The 20,518-nt window shown below is 67.4% G+C and carries 18 protein-coding genes; 14 read left to right on the top strand and 4 right to left on the bottom strand.

Annotated elements, in window-relative coordinates:
- Nucleotides 1–57: 57 nt before the first annotated feature.
- Nucleotides 58–1,641, top strand: coding sequence for a fatty acid--CoA ligase (locus ACZ5MJ_RS22150; protein WP_464225799.1), 1,584 nt, complete (start codon nt 58–60; stop codon nt 1,639–1,641).
- Nucleotides 1,642–1,718: 77 nt separating this feature from the next.
- On the opposite strand, the gene ACZ5MJ_RS22145 is transcribed toward ACZ5MJ_RS22150, so the two are convergent.
- Nucleotides 1,719–2,711: a Bug family tripartite tricarboxylate transporter substrate binding protein gene (locus ACZ5MJ_RS22145; RefSeq protein ID WP_464225798.1), complete on the bottom strand. Its 993-nt coding sequence runs from the start codon at nt 2,709–2,711 to the stop codon at nt 1,719–1,721.
- Between the two features lie 113 nt (nt 2,712–2,824).
- Nucleotides 2,825–3,919, bottom strand: a complete 1,095-nt coding sequence (locus ACZ5MJ_RS22140; protein ID WP_464225797.1) for a porin — start codon at nt 3,917–3,919, stop codon at nt 2,825–2,827.
- Nucleotides 3,920–4,233: 314 nt separating this feature from the next.
- Here ACZ5MJ_RS22140 and ACZ5MJ_RS22135 point away from each other — a divergent pair, with 314 nt between their 5' ends.
- The 13 genes from ACZ5MJ_RS22135 (at nt 4,234) to ACZ5MJ_RS22075 (ending at nt 17,519) form a co-directional block, all read left to right on the top strand.
- A complete protein-coding gene (locus ACZ5MJ_RS22135; protein ID WP_464225796.1) occupies nt 4,234–5,118 on the top strand; it encodes an alpha/beta fold hydrolase in 885 nt (294 codons plus the stop codon).
- A 249-nt stretch (nt 5,119–5,367) separates the two neighbouring features.
- Nucleotides 5,368–5,673 (top strand): recombinase-like helix-turn-helix domain-containing protein, encoded by a 306-nt coding sequence (locus tag ACZ5MJ_RS22130; protein ID WP_422696054.1) that lies wholly within the window; start codon nt 5,368–5,370, stop codon nt 5,671–5,673.
- A 40-nt stretch (nt 5,674–5,713) separates the two neighbouring features.
- Nucleotides 5,714–6,775 carry an aromatic ring-hydroxylating dioxygenase subunit alpha gene (locus tag ACZ5MJ_RS22125; protein WP_464225795.1) on the top strand — a complete coding sequence of 354 codons (1,062 nt, stop codon included), beginning with the start codon at nt 5,714–5,716 and terminating at the stop codon, nt 6,773–6,775.
- A complete protein-coding gene (locus ACZ5MJ_RS22120) occupies nt 6,768–7,541 on the top strand; it encodes an SDR family oxidoreductase (protein ID WP_464225793.1) in 774 nt (257 codons plus the stop codon). Before ACZ5MJ_RS22125 ends, ACZ5MJ_RS22120 begins: the two co-directional genes overlap by 8 nt.
- Before the next feature lie 33 nt (nt 7,542–7,574).
- On the top strand, nt 7,575–8,111 hold the full coding sequence (locus ACZ5MJ_RS22115) for a cupin domain-containing protein (RefSeq protein WP_464225792.1): 537 nt from the start codon (nt 7,575–7,577) through the stop codon (nt 8,109–8,111).
- 37 nt (nt 8,112–8,148) lie between these two features.
- On the top strand, nt 8,149–9,003 hold the full coding sequence (locus tag ACZ5MJ_RS22110; RefSeq protein WP_464225791.1) for an IclR family transcriptional regulator: 855 nt from the start codon (nt 8,149–8,151) through the stop codon (nt 9,001–9,003).
- 5 nt (nt 9,004–9,008) lie between these two features.
- Complete coding sequence (locus ACZ5MJ_RS22105) at nt 9,009–9,812, top strand: SDR family oxidoreductase (protein ID WP_464225789.1); 804 nt, start codon at nt 9,009–9,011, stop codon at nt 9,810–9,812.
- Complete coding sequence (locus ACZ5MJ_RS22100) at nt 9,805–11,520, top strand: thiamine pyrophosphate-binding protein (RefSeq protein WP_464225788.1); 1,716 nt, start codon at nt 9,805–9,807, stop codon at nt 11,518–11,520. The genes ACZ5MJ_RS22105 and ACZ5MJ_RS22100 overlap by 8 nt, the downstream gene beginning before the upstream one ends.
- Before the next feature lie 12 nt (nt 11,521–11,532).
- Complete coding sequence (locus tag ACZ5MJ_RS22095; protein WP_464225787.1) at nt 11,533–12,333, top strand: aspartate dehydrogenase; 801 nt, start codon at nt 11,533–11,535, stop codon at nt 12,331–12,333.
- Nucleotides 12,334–12,373: 40 nt separating this feature from the next.
- Nucleotides 12,374–13,852: an aldehyde dehydrogenase gene (locus ACZ5MJ_RS22090; protein ID WP_464225786.1), complete on the top strand. Its 1,479-nt coding sequence runs from the start codon at nt 12,374–12,376 to the stop codon at nt 13,850–13,852.
- Between the two features lie 23 nt (nt 13,853–13,875).
- Nucleotides 13,876–14,850, top strand: coding sequence for a VOC family protein (locus ACZ5MJ_RS22085; protein ID WP_464225785.1), 975 nt, complete (start codon nt 13,876–13,878; stop codon nt 14,848–14,850).
- A gap of 33 nt (nt 14,851–14,883) precedes the next feature.
- Nucleotides 14,884–15,840: a PDR/VanB family oxidoreductase gene (locus ACZ5MJ_RS22080; protein WP_464225783.1), complete on the top strand. Its 957-nt coding sequence runs from the start codon at nt 14,884–14,886 to the stop codon at nt 15,838–15,840.
- A 263-nt stretch (nt 15,841–16,103) separates the two neighbouring features.
- On the top strand, nt 16,104–17,519 hold the full coding sequence (locus ACZ5MJ_RS22075; RefSeq protein ID WP_464226572.1) for an MFS transporter: 1,416 nt from the start codon (nt 16,104–16,106) through the stop codon (nt 17,517–17,519).
- A gap of 940 nt (nt 17,520–18,459) precedes the next feature.
- On the opposite strand, the gene ACZ5MJ_RS22070 is transcribed toward ACZ5MJ_RS22075, so the two are convergent.
- On the bottom strand, nt 18,460–19,485 hold the full coding sequence (locus ACZ5MJ_RS22070) for an IS110 family RNA-guided transposase (RefSeq protein WP_464220378.1): 1,026 nt from the start codon (nt 19,483–19,485) through the stop codon (nt 18,460–18,462).
- Nucleotides 19,486–19,843: 358 nt separating this feature from the next.
- Entirely contained in the window at nt 19,844–20,353 is a 510-nt protein-coding gene (locus ACZ5MJ_RS22065) for a MarR family winged helix-turn-helix transcriptional regulator (protein WP_464225781.1), read from the bottom strand.
- Between the last annotated feature and the right edge of the window lie 165 nt (nt 20,354–20,518).

The raw sequence follows: 20,518 nt of genomic DNA, 5'->3' as shown, positions 1-20,518 counted from the left end.
CCGTGGCCGGACCCGCGCAATGCCGGTCCGGCCATCGTCAAATTTTCGGAGACTCGGATGGATTCCAGCTATCTGACGACGCTGCCTCACGCGGTGCGCCACTTCGCGCGGCTGCGGCCCGAGGCGGTGGCGTATTCGTTCGAAGGGCGGCAGACCACCTATGCCGGGTTCGAATACAACACCAATCGCGTGGCGCAGGCGCTGCTGGCCGAAGGCGCCGGCGCGGACGAGCGCATCGGCTACATCGGCAAGAACAGCGACCACTACTTTGAACTGCTGCTGGGCGCGGCCAAAACCGGCGCGGTGATCGCGCCGGCCAGCTGGCGCCTGGCACCGCCCGAGGTGGAGTTCATCCTCGGCCATTGCGACGCGGTGGTGCTCTTTGTCGGCGCGGAATCGGCGGCGATGGTCAGGAACCTGCTGCCGGCGCTGCCGCTGGTGCGCAAGGTGGTGGTGATGGAGCCGTGCGCGGACCAGGGCGACTGGCCGTGCTACACCGACTGGCGCGACGCGCATCCGGCCACGCCGCCCGCGCACGAACCGGCTGCGCATGACGTGGTGCTGCAGCTGTACACGTCCGGCACCACCGGCCGGCCCAAGGGGGCGATGCTGACGCACCGCAACCTGACCATCGGCACGGAAGTCAGCGAACGCGAGAACGTGCCGTGGTCGCACTGGGTGGCCGACGACGTCTCGCTGGTAGCCATGCCGGTGGCGCATATCGGCGGCTCCGGCTGGGGCTTGCGCAACCTGCTGTCCGGCGCCAGGGGCGTGGTCGCGCGCGAGTTCGATCCGCGCGCGGTGCTGGACTTCATCGAGCAGGAGCGCATCAGCAAGCTGTTCATGGTGCCAGCCGCGATGCAGATCGTGCTGCGCGATCCGCGCGCGCGCCAGGTGGATTATTCGCGCCTGAAGTACCTGCTGTACGGTGCCGCGCCGATTCCCGCGGCGCTGCTGCGCGAAGGCATCGAGGTGTTCGGCTGCGGCTTCGTGCAGCAGTACGGCATGACCGAGACCACCGGCACCATCGTGGCGCTGCCGCCCGAGGACCACACCACCGAAGACGTGCCGCGCATGCGCGCCGCGGGCAAGCCGCTGCCGGGCGTGGAGCTCAAGGTGGTGGACTACGAGGGACGCCAGCTCGCGCCCGGCGAGGTCGGCGAAATAGTGATCCGCTCGCAGCACAATATGGCCGGCTACTGGAAGCAGCCCGAGGAGACCGCGCGCACCATCGACGCCGACGGCTGGCTGCGCACCGGCGACGCGGGCTATATGGATGCCGAGGGCTACCTGTACATCCACGACCGCGTCAAGGACATGATCATCAGCGGCGGCGAGAACGTCTATCCGGCCGAGGTCGAAAGCGCGATCTACGGCCACCCGCAGGTGGCAGACGTGGCGGTGATCGGCGTGCCGGACGAGAAGTGGGGCGAGGCGGTCAAGGCCATCGTCGTGCTCAAGCCGGGGCAGGCGCCGGACCAGGCTGGCATCCTCGCCTGGACGCGCCAGCGGCTGGCGGGCTTCAAGGTGCCCAAGAGCATCGAGTTTGTCGACGCGCTGCCGCGCAACCCGTCGGGCAAGCTGCTGCGCCGCAAGCTGCGCGAGCCCTACTGGGAAGGGATGAACCGGCGCGTGAACTGACGCCGGTCGAGGGCGACCGCACCAAAGAAAAACCCGCCGTGGCGGGTTTTTCTTTTCTGGCTGGCGTTGCCGAGGCCTCAGTCAGCCTGGATGCCGAACTCCTTGACGACCTTGGTGTAGCGGGCCGTGTCGGCTGCAAGCAGCCGGGACAGCACCGCCGGCTCGCCGCCTGAAGGCGTGACCGCGATGGCGGCCATGCGCGCCACCACGTCGGGCATCTTCAGGATTTCATTGACGTGCGCGTTGAGCGTGCGCACCAGGTCGGCTGGCATGCCCTTGGGCCCGAGCAGGGCCTGCCAGGCACCGATTTCCACATCCTTGTAGCCCAGCTCGGCCAGCGTCGGCACATTGGGTGCGAACGGCGAGCGCTTCTGGTCCGCCACGGCCAGCGGCACCAGGCTGCCGTTGCTGACGTACTGCGAGATCGCGCCGTACGTGACGTAGGTCACCGGCACCTGCCCGCCGATCACGTCGACGATGGCGGGCGCCAGCCCGCGGTAGGGCACCTGGCTGATCTTGACGCCGGCGGACTTGTTGAACAGCTCGCCCATGATGTGCATCGGCGAGCCATTGCCCGGCGTGGCATAGGTTTCCACCTTGCCGGCCTTGGCGCGCGCCACCAGGTCGCTGACCCTGGTGATGCCGGTGCCCTTGTTGACGACCACGAACAGCGACTGCGTGCCGATCTGGCTGACGGGCGTGAAGTCGTGCTGCACGTCATAGCTGGCGCCGGTGCCGGCCTTGAGCACCAGCGGCGCAATGGCGACGGTGTTCGGCGCAAGCAGCAGGGTGTAGCCGTCCGGGTTGGCGCGCGCCACGTAGGCACTGCCGATGGTGCCGGCTGCGCCGGTGCGGTTTTCCACCACCACCGACTGCTTCAGGCGCGGCGCGAGCTTTTCCGCGAACAGGCGCGCCAGCACGTCGACGTCGCCGCCGGCCGGGTAGGCGACGACAATGGTGACGGGCTTGTTCGGGTATGCCCCCTGGGCCAGGGCGGTGCCGCCGGTGGTGGCGGCCAGCGCGGTCGCGGCGGCCAGCGTGGCGAGTACTTTGCGGCGTACTGACTTCATGATGTTCAGACCTCTGTAAGACATGGCGCCCGGACGGGCCGGGGGCCAGTGGCTGTGTCGGCGTCCGGCGCGTTGCAGGCGCCGGACGGTACCGCCGGGGGACGCGGAGAGATTCAGAAAATGTGCTTGATGCCGATCATCGAGCCCCACTGGTTCGCTCCCGGACGCGGGTTCGAGCCAGGCGAGCCGCCGCTGACCGACATGGCCAGCTGGCCGCCGTTGTTGATGAAGCCGGCGGTGGCGTACACCGAAGTGCGCTTGCTGAAGCTGTACGTCGCACGCAGCGCATAAAGCGTGGCCTGGTTGCTGCTGCCGTGGTAGTTCAGGTAGTAGACCTGGCCCGCCAGGTTCACCGCCGGGGTGATGTCGTAGGACGCGCCGGCGTAGTACAGGTCGCTGATCCGCGTGGCGCTGCCTTCGTTGTCGCGGCGGATCCAGCCGGCGCCGATCTTGGCGCGACTGAACAGCATGTAGCCGCCCAGCGACAGGCGGTCGTCGGTCAGGCCGCTGTTGGTCAGGCCGCCGAAGGCGCCCGGGCCGCCGCGCTGCGAGTCGTACGCGGCGGTGACGCCCCAGGTCTTGCTGTCATAGCCAAGCATGGCCGACCACTCGCGGCACGCCTTCTTGTCGGCGGCGTTCTCGCCGGCGCAGTTGGTGCCCGAGGGGCTGGGGCCGGCGTTGACCGCGTCGCGCCCGAAGCTGTACGTGGTTCCCACCACGAAGCCATTGAAGTTGGCCTTGTACGACACCGCGTTGTCGGCGCGCGTATTGGGCAGGTAGCTGTCGAGCGAGCCCGAGCCGTACACGTTGGGTCCCAGGATGTCGCTGTCGAGAATGGCCCAGAACAGCATCGTGTACTGGCGGCCAAACGACAGCTGCCCGTACTGGTTGGTCAGCCCTACCAGCGCCTGGCGCCCGAACAGGCGGCCGCCCTGGTTGGAGGTGCCAGAATCCGGCGAGAAGCCCGACTCCAGCACGAAGATGCTCTTCAGGCCGCCGCCCAGGTCTTCGGTGCCGCGGATGCCCCAGCGCGAGGGCACGGTGGCGGTCAGGTTGGGCATGCGCACCAGGCCACTGCCGTTGGCGCCGACATTGCTCACATACTCGACGCCCGTGTCGATGACCCCGTAGAGGGTGACCGAGGATTGTGCCGAGGCCAGCAGGGGGAAAGCCGCGGCCAGGCCTGCGGCATATCGTGCAAGTTTCATCTACCAGTTTCCTTCCGTTTTCCGTTTTGTCGTCTTGTCGTCCGCTGCCACTGCGGATGGCGGCTGCGAATGTTGTTTCGGTCTCTTTTGTGTTTTATATATGAAACATCAAACAACATAAGAAACGTCAGGCAAAATATAGCTGCGAGTTTCCACAAGATGTGAGGAGGGTTATCCCTAGTGAGGCGGCGCCACGACGGCTAACGCCCGCTCCGCGCGCAGGTTTTCAATCTTTCTATCGTTAACCCTCATCCCAACTGCGCCCCGACACGCCTATGCTTCAAAAGTTTTATTCTCAAACTTAGGTTTCATATATGGAACAAAATCAGCCTCGCAAGCCAGCCGAGCCAGACCGGCAGTTGCTGGAAGCCCTGGACAGCGGGTTTGCCCAGCGTGTGGTGCAAGTGGGCGCCGGCGGCGAACGCGTGGCCTACCGCTGCGGCGGCGGCACGGGCCCGGTGGTCGTGCTGCTGCACGGCATCAGTTCCGGGGCGGCGTCGTGGCTGCCCTGCGCGAGCCTGCTGGCCGCGCACGCGCGGGTGATCGCCTGGGATGCGCCGGGCTATGGCGACTCGTCGCCGCTGGCGCAGGCTCGCCCGCTGGCGTCGGACTATGCGCAGCGGCTGGACGGGCTGCTGCAGGCGCTGGGCGTGCAGCCGGCGCTGATCGTCGGGCATTCGCTGGGCGCGCTGATGGCGGCGGCCTATGTCGCCAATGCGCGTCAACTGCCGGCGCGCCTGCTGCTGTTAAGCGTGGCGCAGGGCTACGGCGGGCCCGGCAAGGAGGCGCAGGCGCAGGCAGTGGCGCGCCAGCGGCTGGAGGCGCTGGAATCCCTGGGCGTGGAAGGCCTGGCGCAACGCGGGCCAGCCCGGCTGCTGAGCGAAGAGGCCGATCCCGGCGCCCAGGCGTGGGTGCGCTGGAACATGCAGCGGCTGAACCCGGACGGCTACCGGCAGGCGGTGGCGATGCTGTGCGGCGACGACATTCACGCCTACCTGGCGCGGCGCCCCGACGCCTTGCCTGCGCAGATTGCCTGCGGCAGCCGCGATGTCGTCACCACGCCGCCCGCCTGCGGCACGCTGGCCGAACGCTTCGGCCTGCCGTTCTCAGTGATCCCCGATGCCGGCCATGCCTGCTATATCGACCAGGCCGCCGCCACCGCGCGGCTGATCCGCTCGGTGCTGCCAGCCGGCACCTGAACCCGCGGCGGCGGCGTCTGCTGCCGCATTCCGCGCGGTGGCGCGCACCGTGCGCCACCCCTCCAGATTTCACAGCTTGATCGCGGGTTAACCCCAGTCAATTTTTGCGGCCGCGTTGTCTATAGTCGTACCTGTGTTCAATATCTAAACCAGTGTTTCATTAGTAAAACGTAGCCAGGCGATCGGAAGACCGGTCGGCAAGGCGCGCGGAACACGGTCCCCCCGCTGCAAGACATGGAGCAAAGCGCAATGGAAAGCCTCTCGTACAACCCGAACCTGGTGCCCTGGGAGCGTCCGGCGCCGAACAACGTCGCAGGCAAGGGCCATATCGAGCAACCCGGCAAGGTCGCCAACATCGTCTGGCAGACCCGCGCCGCCGCAGCGACCGCCTACGAGAACGCCCTGGGCGATGCCCTTGAAGCCGCGTTCGAAGGCGGCGCGCAAAACCCGCAGGACATCGTGCGCGCCTTCAATGACGCCGGTTTCCTGGGCGTGGACGGCCAGCCCTGGACCGAAGAGCGCTTCCTGTCCGAAATGCGCCGGCTGGGCGCCTGAGCCCGCCCCAGTCCAAGTCCAGCCTCGAAGCGAGAAAACCATGGAATCGAACAAGCAAGCCCGCACCGAAGCCCGCCTGAATACCGGCCTGCGTAACTACTGGTACCCGGTCGCCGCCTCGTGGGCGGTGTCCCATGCCCCGATCGGCATCACCCGCCTGAGCCAGAACATCGTGCTGTGGCGCGACGGCGCCGGCCTGGTCCACGCCCTGGAAGACCGCTGCCCGCACCGCGGCGCGCGCCTGTCGATGGGCTGGAACCTGGGCGACCGCGTCGCCTGCTGGTACCACGGCGTCGAAGTCGGCGGCGACGGCCAGGTCAAGAGCGTGCCGGCAGTGGAAAGCTGCCCGCTGGAAGGCCGCACCTGCGTGCGCAGCTACCCGGTGCAGGAAAAGGCCGGCGCCATCTTCCTGTGGTTCGGCGACCAGGCCCCGCAAGGCGAGGGCAGCCCCGACGAGCTGCGCCTGCCGGAAGAACTGGTCAGCGAAGAGCACAGCCACTTCCTGTGCGTGGCGCACTGGGACTGCAACTACCGTTACGCCATCGACAACGTGATGGACCCGATGCACGGCGCCTACCTGCATGCGGTATCGCACTCGATGGCCAGCGGCGAGAAGTCCGCGGTGATGCAGGTGCGCGAGACCGAGCACGGCCTGGTGTTCGAGAAGACCGGCCAGCGCGGCGTCAACTTCGACTGGGTCGAATTCGGCGAGACCGGCACGCTGTGGCTGCGCCTGGCGATTCCGTATCGCGCCAAGGTCGGCCCGGGCGGCCCGTTCGGCATCGTCGGCATGGCCACGCCGGTGGATGAAGACCACTGCATGGTGTTCTTCTGGCGTACCCGCCACGTGCAAGGCTGGGAGCGCGACGTGTGGCGCTTCCTGTACCGCAACCGCCTGGAGCAGCTGCACTGGGACGTGCTGGAGCAGGACCGCGTGGTGCTGGAAATGATGGCCCCGAACGCGCGCGACCACGAGATGCTGTACCAGCACGATGCCGGCATCACCCGCGTGCGCCGCCTGCTCAAGCGCCGCGCCGAGCAGGAAGTGGCTGACGAGCCCGTGGCCATGCTGCAACCCGCCGGAGCCGCCAGCCATGCCTGAGGCCATCACCAACAACACGCTGCTGGCCGGGCGCAAGGTGCTGGTCACCGGCGCCGCGCGCGGCCTGGGCCTCGCCTTCGTCCAGTCGCTGGCTGAAGCCGGCGCCACGGTGGCGATGGCCGACATCCTGGCCGAGCGCCTGCAGCAGGAAGCCGACGCCCTGCGCGCCCGCGGCCTGAAGGTGGTGCCGGTCACGCTGGACCTGTCGGACCCGGCCTCGGTGCAGGCTTGCGCCGAGGCCGCGGTCAAGGCGCTGGGCGGACTCGACGGCCTGGTCAACAACGCTGCCGTGACCGATTCGGGTGGCCGTGACGCCGCCGCGATCGACATCGCCACCTGGGACCGCGTGATGAACGTCAACGTGCGCGGCACCTGGCTGATGACCACCGCCTGCCTGCCGGCGCTGCGCGCCAGCGGCCGCGGCGCCGTCGTCAACCTGGCGTCGGACACGCCGCTGTGGGGCGCGCCCAACCTGCTGGCCTATGTGGCGAGCAAGAGCGCCATCATCGGCATGACCCGCTCGCTGGCGCGTGAACTCGGCCGCGACCAGATCACGGTGAACGCGGTGGCCCCGGGCCTGACGCTGGTGGAAGCGACCGAATACGTGCCGCAGCACCGGCACGACCTGTACCGCGAGCAGCGCGCGATCTCGCGCGAGCAGCTGCCCGACGATGTTTGCGGCGCGGTGCTGTTTGCACTGTCCGACCTCGCCCGTTTCGTGACCGGCCAGACGCTGGCGGTCAACGGCGGCTTTGTCATGCACTGATGCACTGATCCACAGAAACCAAGAGGAATCCAAATGAGCGATCTTTCCCAACCAGCAGACATCAAGCGTTCGTGGGAGCAACCGGACGATGCCTCGTTCGACCAGTGGATGGAAAGCCGCGTGGCGCGCTTCTCCACGCGCAAGTACGACTGGGACGCGCTGAAGTTCCAGGCCGACTACGACCCCAAGTACCGCCGCGCGCAGATGCGCTACCTGGGTACCGGCGGCACCGGTGTGGCCGCCGACACCAATACCGTGCCGTCAGAGAACTTCACGTTCTCCACGATGATCATCCCGGCCGGCCATGAAGGCCCGTCGCATATCCACACCGACGTGGAAGAGGTGTTCTTCATCCTGCGCGGCAAGGTCAAGCTGATCCTGGAAAAGGACGGCGAGCGCTACGAGACCATCCTGACCGACCGCGACCTGGTCTCGGTGCCGCCGGGCGTCTACCGCGAGGAAATCAATATCGGCGAGGAAGACGCGCTGATGTGCGTGATGCTGGGCGCCAAGAAGCCGATCACGCCGACTTACCCGCCCGAGCATCCGCTGACCAAGATCAAGCGCTGATGCCGGCGAACACCGTCAGCGCACCGCTACCGAAGCCATGAGCATCAATCCCATCCGGGCCACGCCCGCCGCCAACGAGACCCCGGACAAGTACATCGTCCCGGGCCTGGAGCGCGGCCTGCGCCTGCTGAGCGAGTTCAGCAGCAAGGACCGCACCATGTCGGCCGCGGAACTGGCGCGCCGCCTGAAGGTGCCGCGCTCGACCGTGTTCCGCCTGCTGGCCACGCTGGAAATGCTGGGCTTTGTCGAGCGTGCCGATGGCGGCCGGGATTTCCGGCTGGGCATGGCCGTGCTGCGGCTGGGGTTTGAGTACCTGGCGTCGCTGGAGCTGACCGAACTCGGCCGCCCGCTGCTGGAGCGGCTGCGCGACGAGATCGGCTACCCCAGCAACCTGGTGGTGCGCGACGGGCGTTCGATCGTCTATGTGGCCAAGGCGGTGTCGCCGCGACCGTTTGCGAGTTCGGTCAACGTCGGCACGCGCCTGCCCGCGCATGCCACGGTGCTGGGGCGCGTGCTGCTGGAAGACCTGTCGCTGGACGAACTGCGCAGCCTGTATCCGGAGGCGCATCTGGAAGTGTTCTCCGAGAACACGCCGCGCACCGTCGACGCGTTGCACGAGATCGTCCAGCGCGACCGCGAGCGCGGCTACGTACTGCAGGAAGGCTTCTTCGAAGCCAGCATTTCGACCATTGCCGCACCGGTGCGCGACCGCACCGGCAAGGTGGTGGCGGCGCTGGGCGCCACCATCCCCGCCGCGCATATCGATCCGGCGCAGCTGGACGCGATGGTGGAGCGGGTCAGGGAAGCCGCGGGCGCGCTGTCGCGCCTGCTTGACTACCGCCCGTCGCTGAAGAGCAGCGGCGCCAAGGTGGTGAATCTGTACCGGGAGTGAGGACAATGTCCATGATTGAACTCGACGGCAAGGTTGCCGTCGTTACCGGCGGGTCCTCCGGCATCGGGCTGGCGACCGTCGAACTGTTGCTCGAAGCGGGCGCCGCCGTTGCCATGTGCGGCCGCGACGAGGCCCGCCTGCGCAGCGCCGAAGCGCAGCTGCGCGAGAAGTTCCCCGGGTGCCGGCTGCATGCCGCCACCTGCGACGTGCTCAGGCCGGAACAGGTCGCTGCCTTTGCCGCCAGCGTGCAGGCCACGCTGGGCAACGCCGACATGCTGGTCAACAACGCCGGCCAGGGGCGCGTCTCCACCTTCGCCAATACCGAAGACGCGGCCTGGATGGAAGAGCTGCAGCTCAAATTCTTCTCCGTGATTCACCCCACGCGCGCTTTCCTGCCGCAGCTTGAGCAATCGGGCCAGGGCGCCGTCGTCTGCGTCAATTCGCTGCTGGCGCAGCAGCCGGAGCCGCACATGGTGGCGACTTCCGCCGCGCGCGCCGGCGTGCTCAACCTGGTGCGCTCGATGGCGACCGAGTTCGCGCCCAGGGGTGTCCGCGTCAACGGTATCCTGATCGGGCTGGTCGAATCGGGCCAGTGGCGCCGCCGCTTCGAGGCGCGCCCCGAAGAAGACCGCCACCTGGACTGGGCCGCATGGACCGCGCGCCTGGCCCAGCAGAAACATATTCCCCTTGGCCGCCTGGGCCTGCCCGTCGAGGCAGCCCGCGCCATCCTGTTCCTTGCCTCGCCGTTGTCTTCGTACACCACGGGCAGCCATATCGATATCTCCGGAGGACACTCCCGTCATGCCTAATCAACCCCAGTACGAACAACAGCAGGTCACCGTCGGCTGCGCCATCGCGGCGTTCCTCGAGCAGTGCGGCGTCAAGGCCGCCTTCGGCGTGATCTCGATCCACAATATGCCGATCCTCGATGCCATGGGCGAGCGCGGCAAGATCCGCTTCGTGCCGGCGCGCGGCGAAGCAGGCGGCACCAATATGGCCGACGCCTATGCCCGCACCACCGGCGGCCTGGGCGTGTGCCTGACCAGCACCGGCACCGCCGCGGGCAACGCCGCCGGCGCCATGGTCGAAGCCCTGACCGCCGGCACGCCGATGCTGCACATCACCGGCCAGATCGAGACGCCGTACCTGGACCAGAGCCTGGCGTACATCCACGAGGCCCCGGACCAGCTGACCATGCTCAAGGCCGTGTCCAAGGCGGCCTTCCGCATCCGCAGCGCCGACACTGCCATCAGCACCATCAAGCTGGCCGTGCAGACCGCGCTGACGGCGCCGACCGGCCCGGTCAGCGTGGAGATCCCCATCGACATCCAGGCCGCGCTGATCGACATGCCGGCCGACCTGCAGCCGCTGCCGGTGCCGCAGCACGTGCCGTCGGCCCATGCGCTGGACGCGCTGGCCGAGCGCCTGGTCAAGGCCAGGCGCCCGATGTTGTGGCTGGGCGGCGGTGCGCGCCACGCCAGCAAGCAGGTGCAGCGCCTGCTGGACCTGGGCTTCGGCGTGGTCACCAGCACGCAGGGCCGCGGCATCGTGCCGGAAGACGATCCCCGAACGCTTGGCGCCTACAACCTGCACAAGCCGGTCGAGAACTTCTACCAGACCTGCGACGCGATGCTGGTGGTGGGCTCGCGCCTGCGCGGCAATGAAACCCTGAAGTACGAACTCAAGCTGCCGCGTCCGCTGCTGCGCATCGACGCCGACCCGGCCGCCGAAGGCCGCTGCTACCTGAGCGACTACTTTGTCAGCGGCGACGCCGCGCTGGCGCTGGACGCGCTGGCGGACCGGCTCGAAAAGCGCATGCAGATCGACCCGGCTTTCGCCGCCGACCTGCGCCGCGCCCACGACACCGCCGTCAACGGCCTGGTCGACGGCCTCGGCCCGTACTCGGCGCTGGTGCAGGCGCTGCAGGGCGCGGTCGGCCGCAGCTTCAACTGGGTCCGCGACGTGACCGTGTCGAACAGCACCTGGGGCAACCGCCATCTGCAGATTTTCGATTCGCGTGCCGGCGTGCATGCACTGGGCGGCGGCATCGGCCAGGGCCTGGCCATGGGTATCGGCGCTGCGATCGGTGCCGCGGCGACGGCGTCGGGCAAGAAGACCTTCACGCTGGCCGGCGACGGCGGCTTCATCCTGAACCTGGGTGAGCTGGCCACCGCGGTGCAGGAACGCGCCGACATGGTGATCGTGCTGATGAACGACAAGGGCTACGGCGTGATCAAGAACATCCAGGACGCGCAGTACGGCGGCCGCCGCCACTACGTGGACCTGCATACGCCGGACTACGCCACGCTGGCCAGGTCGCTGTCGCTGCGCCATGCCCGCGTGAGCAACCTGGCCGAGGTCGGCGCCGCGCTGCAAGCGGCCACGGCCGAGTCCGGCCCGTTCCTGCTGGAGATCGACATGCTGTCGATCGGCTCCTTCAAGACCGCGTTTGCCGGCCCCCCGGTGAACAAGGACAACGAAGAGCCGGCGCGCGAACAAACCACTGTCACCGCCTGAAGGAGACCGGAGATGCTGCATGTGTCCATGGTTGGCTGCGGCGCGATCGGCCGCGGCGTGATGGAATTGCTCAAGAGCGATCCTGACGTGGTGTTCGACGTGGTGATCGTGCCGGAGCACACGATGGACGAGGCCCGCGACGCGGTCTCCGCGCTGGCGCCGAGCGCCCGCGTGGCGACGCACCTGGACGAGCGCCGCCCCGACCTGCTGGTCGAGTGCGCCGGCCACCATGCGCTGGAAGAGCACATCGTGCCGGCGCTGGAACGCGGCATCCCGTGCATGGTGGTGTCGGTGGGCGCGCTGTCCGAGCCCGGCATGGCCGAGCGGCTGGAAGCGGCCGCACGCCGCGGCGGCACGCAGGTGCAGCTGCTCTCCGGCGCGATCGGCGCCATCGACGCGCTGGCCGCGGCCCGCGTCGGCGGCCTGGACGAAGTCATCTACACCGGCCGCAAGCCGGCGCGCGCCTGGACCGGCACACCGGCCGAGCAGCTGTTCGACCTGGATGCGCTGACCGAGCCGACCGTGATTTTCGAAGGCACTGCCCGCGACGCGGCACGCCTGTATCCCAAGAACGCCAACGTGGCCGCCACGGTCTCGCTGGCCGGTCTCGGCCTGGATCGCACCTCGGTGAAGCTGCTGGCCGATCCGCACGCCGTGGAAAACGTGCACCACGTGGAAGCGCGCGGCGCCTTCGGCGGTTTCGAGCTGACCATGCGCGGCAAGCCGCTCGCGGCCAACCCCAAGACTTCCGCGCTGACGGTGTTCAGCGTGGTGCGCGCGCTGGGCAACCGGGCGCACGCGGTATCGATCTAGCCCTGGCAGCCACGCCCCACAGACTTAGCAGGCAACGACTATGAAGACGCAAGAAGTACTCCCCATCTGCATCGCGGGCGAATGGCGCCTGGGGACCGGCGACCGCTACGGCACGCGCTACCCGGCCACCGGCGAAGTGGTGGCCGAACTCAACGCCGCCAGCCTGGCGGATGTGGAAGAAGCCGTGCAGGGCGCCCACCAGGCCTTTCTCACCAGCGGCTGGGCCCAGCGCAAGCCGCATGAGCGCGCCGTCGTGCTGTACCGCGTGGCCGAGCTGATCCGCGCCAAGGGCGAGCAGCTGGCGCAGCGCCAGCGCCTGGACAACGGCAAGCCGATCAGCGAGACGCGCGCCCTGGTGGCCAGCGCCGCCGGCACCTTCCAGTTCTTTGCGGCGGCCTGCGAGACACTGGAAGAGACCATCACGCCGCAGCGCGGCGACTGCCTGACCATGAGCGTGTACGAGCCCATGGGGGTGGTCGCGGCGATCACGCCGTGGAATTCGCCGATTGCCAGCGAGGCGCAGAAGATGGCGCCGGCGCTCGCCGCCGGCAACGCCGTGGTGGTCAAGCCCGCCGAGGTCACGCCGCTGATGGCGCTGGAACTGGCGCGCATCTGCGACGAGGCTGGCGTGCCCAAGGGCCTGATCAGCGTGTTGCCGGGCAAGGGCTCGGTGATCGGCGATGCCATCACCAAGCATCCGCTGGTGCGCCGCGTGTCGTTCACCGGCGGCACCACCACCGGCAAGCACATCGCCCATATCGCCGCCGACAAGATGATGCCGGTGTCGCTGGAGCTGGGCGGCAAGTCGCCGACCATGGTGTTCGACGATGCCGACCTGGACCATGCGGTCAACGGCGTGCTGTACGGCATCTTCAGTTCGTCGGGCGAGTCGTGCATCGCCGGTTCGCGGCTGTTCGTGGCGCGCTCGCAGTACGAGCCCTTCATCGAGCGCCTGGCCGCGGGCGCCGCGCACCTGCGCGTGGGCGATCCGTCGGACGAGCGCACCCAGATGGGCCCGCTGATCACCGACCGTCATCGCGACAGCATCGAGTCCTACGTCGCGGCGGGCGTGGAAGAGGGCGGCCAGCTGCGCACCGGCGGCCTGCGCCCCGACGTGGCCGGCCTGCCCAATGGCTACTTCTACACGCCGACCATCATCGAAGGGCTGGATAACAACGCCCGCATCTGCCAGGAAGAGATCTTCGGGCCGGTGCTGGTGGCGATCCCGTTCGACGACGAGGACGACCTGATCGCGCAGGCCAACGACAGCGTCTATGCGCTCGCCGCCGGCGTCTGGACGCGCGACTACAAGCGCGCCTGGCGCGTGGCGCGGGCCGTGCAGGCGGGCAATGTATGGATCAATACCTACAAGCAGTTCTCGATCTCGACGCCGTTCGGCGGCTGGCGCGACAGCGGCCTGGGGCGCGAGAAGGGACGGCTTGGCATCCTGCAGTACATGGAGCAGAAGAGCGTGTACTGGGGACTGAACGAACAACCGCTGCCGTGGGCCAACCACTGAACCCGGCAGGCTGGAGAGAGACAATGATCAAGGTATTGGGGATCGACGAGATCGTCTACGGCGCGGATGACTTTGACGCCTGCCGTGGCTTTTTCTCGGACTGGGGCCTGGCCATCAGGCGCGACGACGCGCACGGCCTGGATTTCGAAACGCTGAACGGCTGCCGCGTGCTGGTGCGCCGCATCGACGACGCGACGCTGCCGCCCGCCATCGAGGCCGGCCCGACGCTGCGCGAAGTGGTGTGGGGCGTGGCATCGCAGGCGTCGCTGGACCACATCGCCAGGGCGATCGCCGACGCGCCGGGCTTCGTGCGCCAGGGCGAGGGCGACACCCTGCGCATCGGCTGCACCGACCCGAACGGCCTGGCCGTGCGCTTCCAGGTCACGCGCAAGCATGACGTGCAGGTCGACTGCGCGTTGATGAATACGTGGAACGACAAACCGCGCCTGAACCAGCGCAGCCCGATCTACGACCACGCCACCCCGATCGAGGTGGGCCACGTGGTGTTCTTCGTCAAGGACGTCAAGGTCACGGAGCGCTTCTATGTCGAGAAGTTCGGCTTCGTGCCGTCGGACCGCTACCCGGACCGCGGCGCCTTCCTGCGCTGCACGCCCGAGGGCGGCCACCACGACCTGTTCCTGCTGCAGCTGCCGGAACCGAAGAGCGGCCTGAACCACGTCGCTTTCACGGTGCGTGACATCCATGAAGTGTTCGGCGGCGGCATGCATGTCTCGCGCAAGGGCTGGGACACCCAGCTCGGCCCGGGCCGGCACCCGATCTCGTCGGCCTACTTCTGGTACTTCAAGAACCCGGCCGGCGGCCTGATCGAGTACTACGCAGACGAAGACCAGCTCGACGAGCACTGGGAACCACGTGCCTTCGAGCCCGGCCCGACCATGTTCGCCGAGTGGGCGATCGAGGGCGGCATCGACGGCAATACCCGCCGCCAGAAGAATGCGGGCGGACCGGCAGGCAAGTTCCTGACCGAGAAGCGGTAAGTCAGCAGAGCAGCGCAATCGAAGGAAGCAGCAATGAGTGCCCACCAGTCCCTGACCCTGCGCGTCCAGGCCATGCGTTTTGAAGCGCGCGGCGTGGTCAGCATCGAACTGCAAGATCCCGAAGGGGAGACCCTGCCCGAGTTCAGCCCGGGCGCCCATATCGACCTGCACCTGGGCAACGGCCTGGTGCGCAGCTACTCGCTGTGCGGCGCGCCCGAAGCGCGCCAGCGCTATACGGTGGGCGTGCTGCTGGACCGCGGCAGCCGCGGCGGTTCGCGCTACGTACATGAGCAGCTGCGCGTGGGCACCACGCTGACCGTGGGCGCGCCGCGCAACAACTTTGCGCTGGACGAGAGCGCCGCGCACACCGTGCTGGTCGCCGGCGGCATCGGCGTCACGCCGATCGTCTGCATGGCGCGCCGGCTGGCCGAGCTGGGCAAGTCGTTCACGCTGATCTACTGTGCCCGCTCGCGCGCCGAGGCCGCGTTCGTCGAACAGCTGTCGGCCCATGGTGATGCCGTGCGCTTTCACTTCGACGACGAGGCCGGCGTGCCGCCGGACCTGAACGCGATGCTGGCCGGCCAGGATGCGCAGACGCACCTCTACTGCTGCGGCCCCGGCCCGATGCTGAAGGCGTTCGAGGCGGCCTGCGAAGCGCACGGCTACCCGAACGTGCACATCGAGCGCTTTGCCGCCGACCCCTCGACCGAGGCGGTGCAGGAGGGCGAGTACACCGTGTCGCTGTCGCGCACCGGCACCACCGTCAAGGTGCCGTCCGGCAAGTCGCTGCTGGACGCGCTGCTCGATGCCGGCGTGCAGATGGACTACAGCTGCCGCGAAGGCGTGTGCGGCTCGTGCGAGACGGCGGTGCTGGAAGGATGCCCCGACCACCGCGACAGCGTGCTCAGCAGCAGCGAGCGCGCCAGCAACAAGACCATGATGGTTTGCGTATCGGGGTGCAAGGGCAGCAAGCTGGTGCTGGACTTGTAATTTCGCGATTGTGTTCTCCCCTCTCCCGCGCGCGGGAGAGGGGCGGGGGAGAGGGGCAGCGCCGGCCGTAGCCAGCGCGCTGTCGAATCCCGATCTCCTCTTCCCAGGCCGCCGGGCAAGTCGCGGCATATGCCGTTAGCAAGCGCCTGCCCTCTCCCCCGGCCCCTCTCCCGCAAGCGGGAGAGGGGAGCAACCCCCGAAAAATTAAACCGAGAAGCCCCGTGTTGACTCAGAGACAAGACGCAGCGCCCCCCCGCGCACCGGTGGCCGCCACCGCAGGTATCGTGACCTCGGCCGACAGCGCCGGCCAGGGTGCAGCCGCCCGCAGCGGCACGCTCACGCGCGGCAATATCGTCGCCCGCATCGAGCGCATGCCGGGCAACGCCATGCACATCCGCGCCCGGCTGCTGATCGGCCTGGCCACTTTCTTCGACGGTTTCGACGTCATCGCCATTGCCGCCACGCTGCCGCTGCTGATCGCGCAGTGGTCGCTCACGCCGGGCCAGATCGGCTTCCTGATCGCGGCGCCGTCGGTCGGCCAGCTGGTCGGGGCGCTGCTGTTCCCGGGGCTGGCCGAGCGCTTTGGCCGGCTGCGCTCGATCGGATGGAGCGCGGGCATCATCGGCCTGATGAGCCTGGCCTGCGGCTTTGCTCCGTCGTTCGAGGTCTTCGCGCTGCTGCGCATCGTGCAGGGCCTGGGCCTGGGCGGCGAGCTGCCGGTGGCGGCCACCTATATCAACGAGGTCACGCGCGCGCATGGGCGCGGGCGCTTCGTGCTGCTGTACGAGGTGGTGTTCCCGATCGGGCTGATGGTGTCCAACGGCATCGGCGCCTGGCTGGTGCCGCACTACGGCTGGCAGGTGATGTACTTCCTCGGCGGCGTGCCGCTGGTGCTGTTCTTCATCCTGCGCCGCGTGATTCCCGAATCGCCGCGCTGGCTGGCCGAGAAGGGCCGCCTGGAAGACGCCGACGCCGCGCTGCAGGCATTCGAGGCGCGCGCCAGAATGCCGCTGCCGCCCCTGGGCGACACCAGCGCCTACGAACGCATGGCCCAGCATCCGCGCCGCCGCGTGCGCGACCTGGTCAGCAAGCCTTATATCGGCCGCACACTGGCGGTGTGGATGCTGTGGGCGACCTGCGGCTTTATCCAGTACGGGCTGTCGACGTGGCTGCCCACGGTCTACAAGACCGTCTACCACGCGCCGCTGCAGCTGGCGCTGAACCTCGCCGCCGGTGCGTCGGTGCTGGGCGTGGTCGGTTCGCTGGTGTGCGCGATGATCGTCGACAAGGTCGGGCGCAAGCCGGTGATCAATGTGTCGTTCCTGCTGTGCGCGCTGTCGCTGGTGCTGGCGGGAGTGTTCCACGCGTCGAACGTGTACGTGGTCGCGACGTTGTGCGCGCTGGCGATGGGGTTCCTGGCCAGTGGCTTCATTACCTCCTATGTCTATACGCCGGAGCTGTACCCGACCAGCGTGCGGGCAATGGGGTGCGGGCTGGGTGGCGCGTGGCTCAAGCTGGCGGCGATCTTTGCGCCGGGCCTGATCGCCAGCACCATCGGCAGCGGCGACCTCAGCATTGCCTTCTTTGCGCTGTCCGTGGTGCCGGCGCTGGCGGCTGTCACCGTGCATTTCCTTGGGATTGAGACCAAGGGGCGGGTGTTGGAGGAGTTGGAGGTTTGAGGGGGGGCTCTTTGGCTTGGTTATGTTGGTCGGGTTTGATGTTGTCGTAGGTTTTACGGCCTGGTTCCGCCCTGCTGGGCGGGTTACTTTTTGTCCGGAGCGACAAAAAGTAACCAAAAAACGCGTCGCCTCTGGCGGCTGGCCACCAATTCCTCGGTGTGGGTGGTGCGGGCGGCGGTGATTTCCGGTCGATGGGGTTGGTGGTTCGACCCTGCTACGCACCCTGTCTGTGCCCACATCAACGGACTATTGGACGAACCCGACTTTAGGCTGTTGGCAGCCTGCTAAGCACCGCGTCGGTGGGACGCCTTCGGCTGCGCTTCGCGCGCGTCCTAACGTGGCAGAACCAGTGGCCACGTCCTGATTTTTTCCTTTGGCCCGGCATCATCCGCGACAACGCCGTGCGAGCGCAGCGACGCACTCCGTGCCAGGGCCCATGACCTACGATACTGAGTGCGCGCAGCGCAGCCGTAGGCGTCCTACCGATGACCTGGTTAGAAGGCTGCCAACAGCCTAAAGTCGGGTTCGTCCAATAGTCCGTGGACGCAAGGCACATCCCGGGAGCGTAGCAGGCGTGAACCACCAACCACATCGAACGGAAATCACCACCGCTCGAACTACCATCGCCGAGGAATTGGTGGCCAGCCGCCAGAGGCGACGCGTTTTTTGGTTACTTATATGAACGCGCCCCGGTTTGCAAGGTAAAGCCAACATCAGGCTTGGACAGGATTGGCTGCAGACTTATATCCGGCCTTGCGGTGCAGGCCTGGCCTGCAGGCCCTGATGGATTTCGCCGGGAGTGTCCCTATCTTTTCGCCGTGCTTTGAGCACCAGTAACCAATTGGGCTTGCACTCCCGCGGTCCAACCTGTTTTGCCATCACGCTGACATTACCGCCGCAACCTGTGGACGGGTTCCTTCCTTGCTAGCTCTGCCTGCCGTTAGGCAGGCCTGACCGAGACGTAGTCTCGGTCATAGGTTCGGTCGTGGGCCAACAGGGCCCAGATGGTACGCACCGTCTTGTTAGCCAGGGCAACAGCCGCGACGTTTTTCGGCCGTCGCTGGGCGAGGGTTAAGCTCCAGCCGGGCTGATTCTTGCGTCGCAGATGAGTGAGGACCACCCGCGCGCCGTGAATCAGCAAGGTGCGCAGGTAGGGGTCGCCGCGTTTGCTGATGCCGCTCAGCCAGACCTTGCCGCCGGTGCCGGTCTGTTTGGGCACCAGGCCAAGATAAGCCGCCAGTTGGCGCCCGGACTTGAAGGTGTGCGCGTCGCCAATGGTGGCGACCATGGCCGTGGCGGTAAGCATGCCGATGCCGGGAATGGCCAAAATCGTTTTACAGGCCCGATTCTGCCGACCCCAGGCATCAATGCGTTGATCCAGGCGAGCTATCTCTTGATCGAGCCGTTCGATGCTTTGCAATTGTTCGCGCACGAACTCAAACAGCAAGGGCGGCACGTCCTGTTCGAGTTCGTCCATTCGTTGCACGATTTCCTGCAGGCCAGCCCGCAGCCCCGGACGGATCCGGATTCCGAACTCAAACAACGTGCCGCGCAATTGGTTGACCAGCATGGTGCGCATCTTCACGCGCAGCTGGCGCATGGCATGCAGGCTGAGCACGCACTGCTGCGGCTCGGTCTTCGGTGCCACGAATGGCATCCCGGGCTGCTGCGCCGCGGTCCAGATAGCCTTGGCATCGGCCGCATCGGTCTTGTTCGTCTGCACGAACGGTCGCACGTACCTGGCGTGCAACAGCACCGGCTCATGACCCAAGGCTTGCAGTTGGCGGGCCCACCAGTGCGCGCTGCCACATGCTTCGAGCGCGATACGCCCGGGCTCGCGATTCGAGAGGAACTCCAGCAGCTTGGGCCGGCTGAAGCGGCGGTTGGAACACTTGCCCGAAGGCTCGACCCAATAGAGCTGGAAGACAGTCTTTGCAATGTCCAGGCCGTAAGTCGTAGTATTCATCTCGGGTCCCTCCATCCTCGCGTGGTTGGTCACACTCCCACTCTGGCACATCGATGCCGTTTCGTGATGGGGGACCCGCCTACCCTGTCACGTTTCCCCGGATGCACAGCTGAACTACCGGCGCCTTTGATCGGAGGGCCGGGGTGCGTTCATTCCATCTTTTTGGCGCTCGGCCAAAAAGTGACCCGCCCAGCAGGGCGGAACCAGGCGGTCCAACCTACGACAACATCGAACCCGACCGACATACCCAAGCCAACGAGCAGAAGGCCAGCCGAGCCACACCGGCGAAACCAGCCCCCGCCCGCCAAGGGCGATAACCAACCGCGCGGAGTCAGACCGTAGCCCGCCCAGGCCAAGATTACTCCTGCCCCCTCAACAATTTCCTCAACCCCAGATAAACCGCTTCCCGCTCCTCCGGCGACAATTGCCGGATCACCTGCGCCTGCCCGCGCCGCGCCAGCGGCATCACCTGGTCGTGCAGCGCGGCGCCGGCTTCGCTGATCGCGCAGATCAGCTTCTTGCGCGGCGTGTTGCCGGCTGAGGTCAGCCGCACCAACCCCCGATCTTCCAGCAGCCGCAGGGTGCGGCTCACCAGCGCCTTGTCCGAGGTCGACTGCGTCACCAGCTCCGCAAACGGCAGCTCGCGCGCGTGCGCGAGCAGCGCCAGGATGCGCCACTCCGGCACGGTCAGGCCGAACTGTTCCGCATAGGGCTTGGTCACCGTGCTGCGCAGGGCAGTGACCAGCTGGCTCAGCATCGTGGTCAGGAAATTGTCGACGGTCAGTCCGCTGCCGGCCTCGTCGAGGTCGGTCCAGGGGCTGGCGTCTGTCGCGGGCTTGCCGTTGGCGGGCGCGGCGTCACGGGGCATGCGTTCCTCTTGATCGGGTCTGCCGGCCGCCATGCGGGGCCGGTTGGCGGGCCAGATTGTCTCACAGCCGCTCGCCAATTCCGCCATCGTGTGTCGCTTTCATGGCAGCGAAAATGTTAACGAGAAAATTTACATGTCAATTGGGGTTTAACGTAAGTTGAGTTG

Source organism: Cupriavidus sp. LA-1, from assembly GCF_055385985.1.
The sequence above is the reverse complement of the archived record's forward strand: the minus strand, read 5'-3'. Positions and strand labels throughout refer to the sequence as shown.

Bases quoted from the DNA above. Each gene is read 5' to 3' on its own strand.
- ACZ5MJ_RS22080 (WP_464225783.1), top strand. From the start codon at position 14,884: ATGAGTGCCCACCAGTCCCTGACCCTGCGCGTCCAGGCCATGCGTTTT.
- ACZ5MJ_RS22130 (WP_422696054.1), top strand. From the start codon at position 5,368: ATGGAAAGCCTCTCGTACAACCCGAACCTGGTGCCCTGGGAGCGTCCG.
- ACZ5MJ_RS22070 (WP_464220378.1), bottom strand. From the start codon at position 19,485: ATGAATACTACGACTTACGGCCTGGACATTGCAAAGACTGTCTTCCAG.
- ACZ5MJ_RS22100 (WP_464225788.1), top strand. From the start codon at position 9,805: ATGCCTAATCAACCCCAGTACGAACAACAGCAGGTCACCGTCGGCTGC.
- ACZ5MJ_RS22085 (WP_464225785.1), top strand. From the start codon at position 13,876: ATGATCAAGGTATTGGGGATCGACGAGATCGTCTACGGCGCGGATGAC.
- ACZ5MJ_RS22065 (WP_464225781.1), bottom strand. From the start codon at position 20,353: ATGCCCCGTGACGCCGCGCCCGCCAACGGCAAGCCCGCGACAGACGCC.
- ACZ5MJ_RS22115 (WP_464225792.1), top strand. From the start codon at position 7,575: ATGAGCGATCTTTCCCAACCAGCAGACATCAAGCGTTCGTGGGAGCAA.
- ACZ5MJ_RS22095 (WP_464225787.1), top strand. From the start codon at position 11,533: ATGCTGCATGTGTCCATGGTTGGCTGCGGCGCGATCGGCCGCGGCGTG.
- ACZ5MJ_RS22110 (WP_464225791.1), top strand. From the start codon at position 8,149: ATGAGCATCAATCCCATCCGGGCCACGCCCGCCGCCAACGAGACCCCG.
- ACZ5MJ_RS22090 (WP_464225786.1), top strand. From the start codon at position 12,374: ATGAAGACGCAAGAAGTACTCCCCATCTGCATCGCGGGCGAATGGCGC.
- ACZ5MJ_RS22105 (WP_464225789.1), top strand. From the start codon at position 9,009: ATGTCCATGATTGAACTCGACGGCAAGGTTGCCGTCGTTACCGGCGGG.
- ACZ5MJ_RS22120 (WP_464225793.1), top strand. From the start codon at position 6,768: ATGCCTGAGGCCATCACCAACAACACGCTGCTGGCCGGGCGCAAGGTG.
- ACZ5MJ_RS22135 (WP_464225796.1), top strand. From the start codon at position 4,234: ATGGAACAAAATCAGCCTCGCAAGCCAGCCGAGCCAGACCGGCAGTTG.
- ACZ5MJ_RS22150 (WP_464225799.1), top strand. From the start codon at position 58: ATGGATTCCAGCTATCTGACGACGCTGCCTCACGCGGTGCGCCACTTC.
- ACZ5MJ_RS22125 (WP_464225795.1), top strand. From the start codon at position 5,714: ATGGAATCGAACAAGCAAGCCCGCACCGAAGCCCGCCTGAATACCGGC.
- ACZ5MJ_RS22140 (WP_464225797.1), bottom strand. From the start codon at position 3,919: ATGAAACTTGCACGATATGCCGCAGGCCTGGCCGCGGCTTTCCCCCTG.
- ACZ5MJ_RS22145 (WP_464225798.1), bottom strand. From the start codon at position 2,711: ATGAAGTCAGTACGCCGCAAAGTACTCGCCACGCTGGCCGCCGCGACC.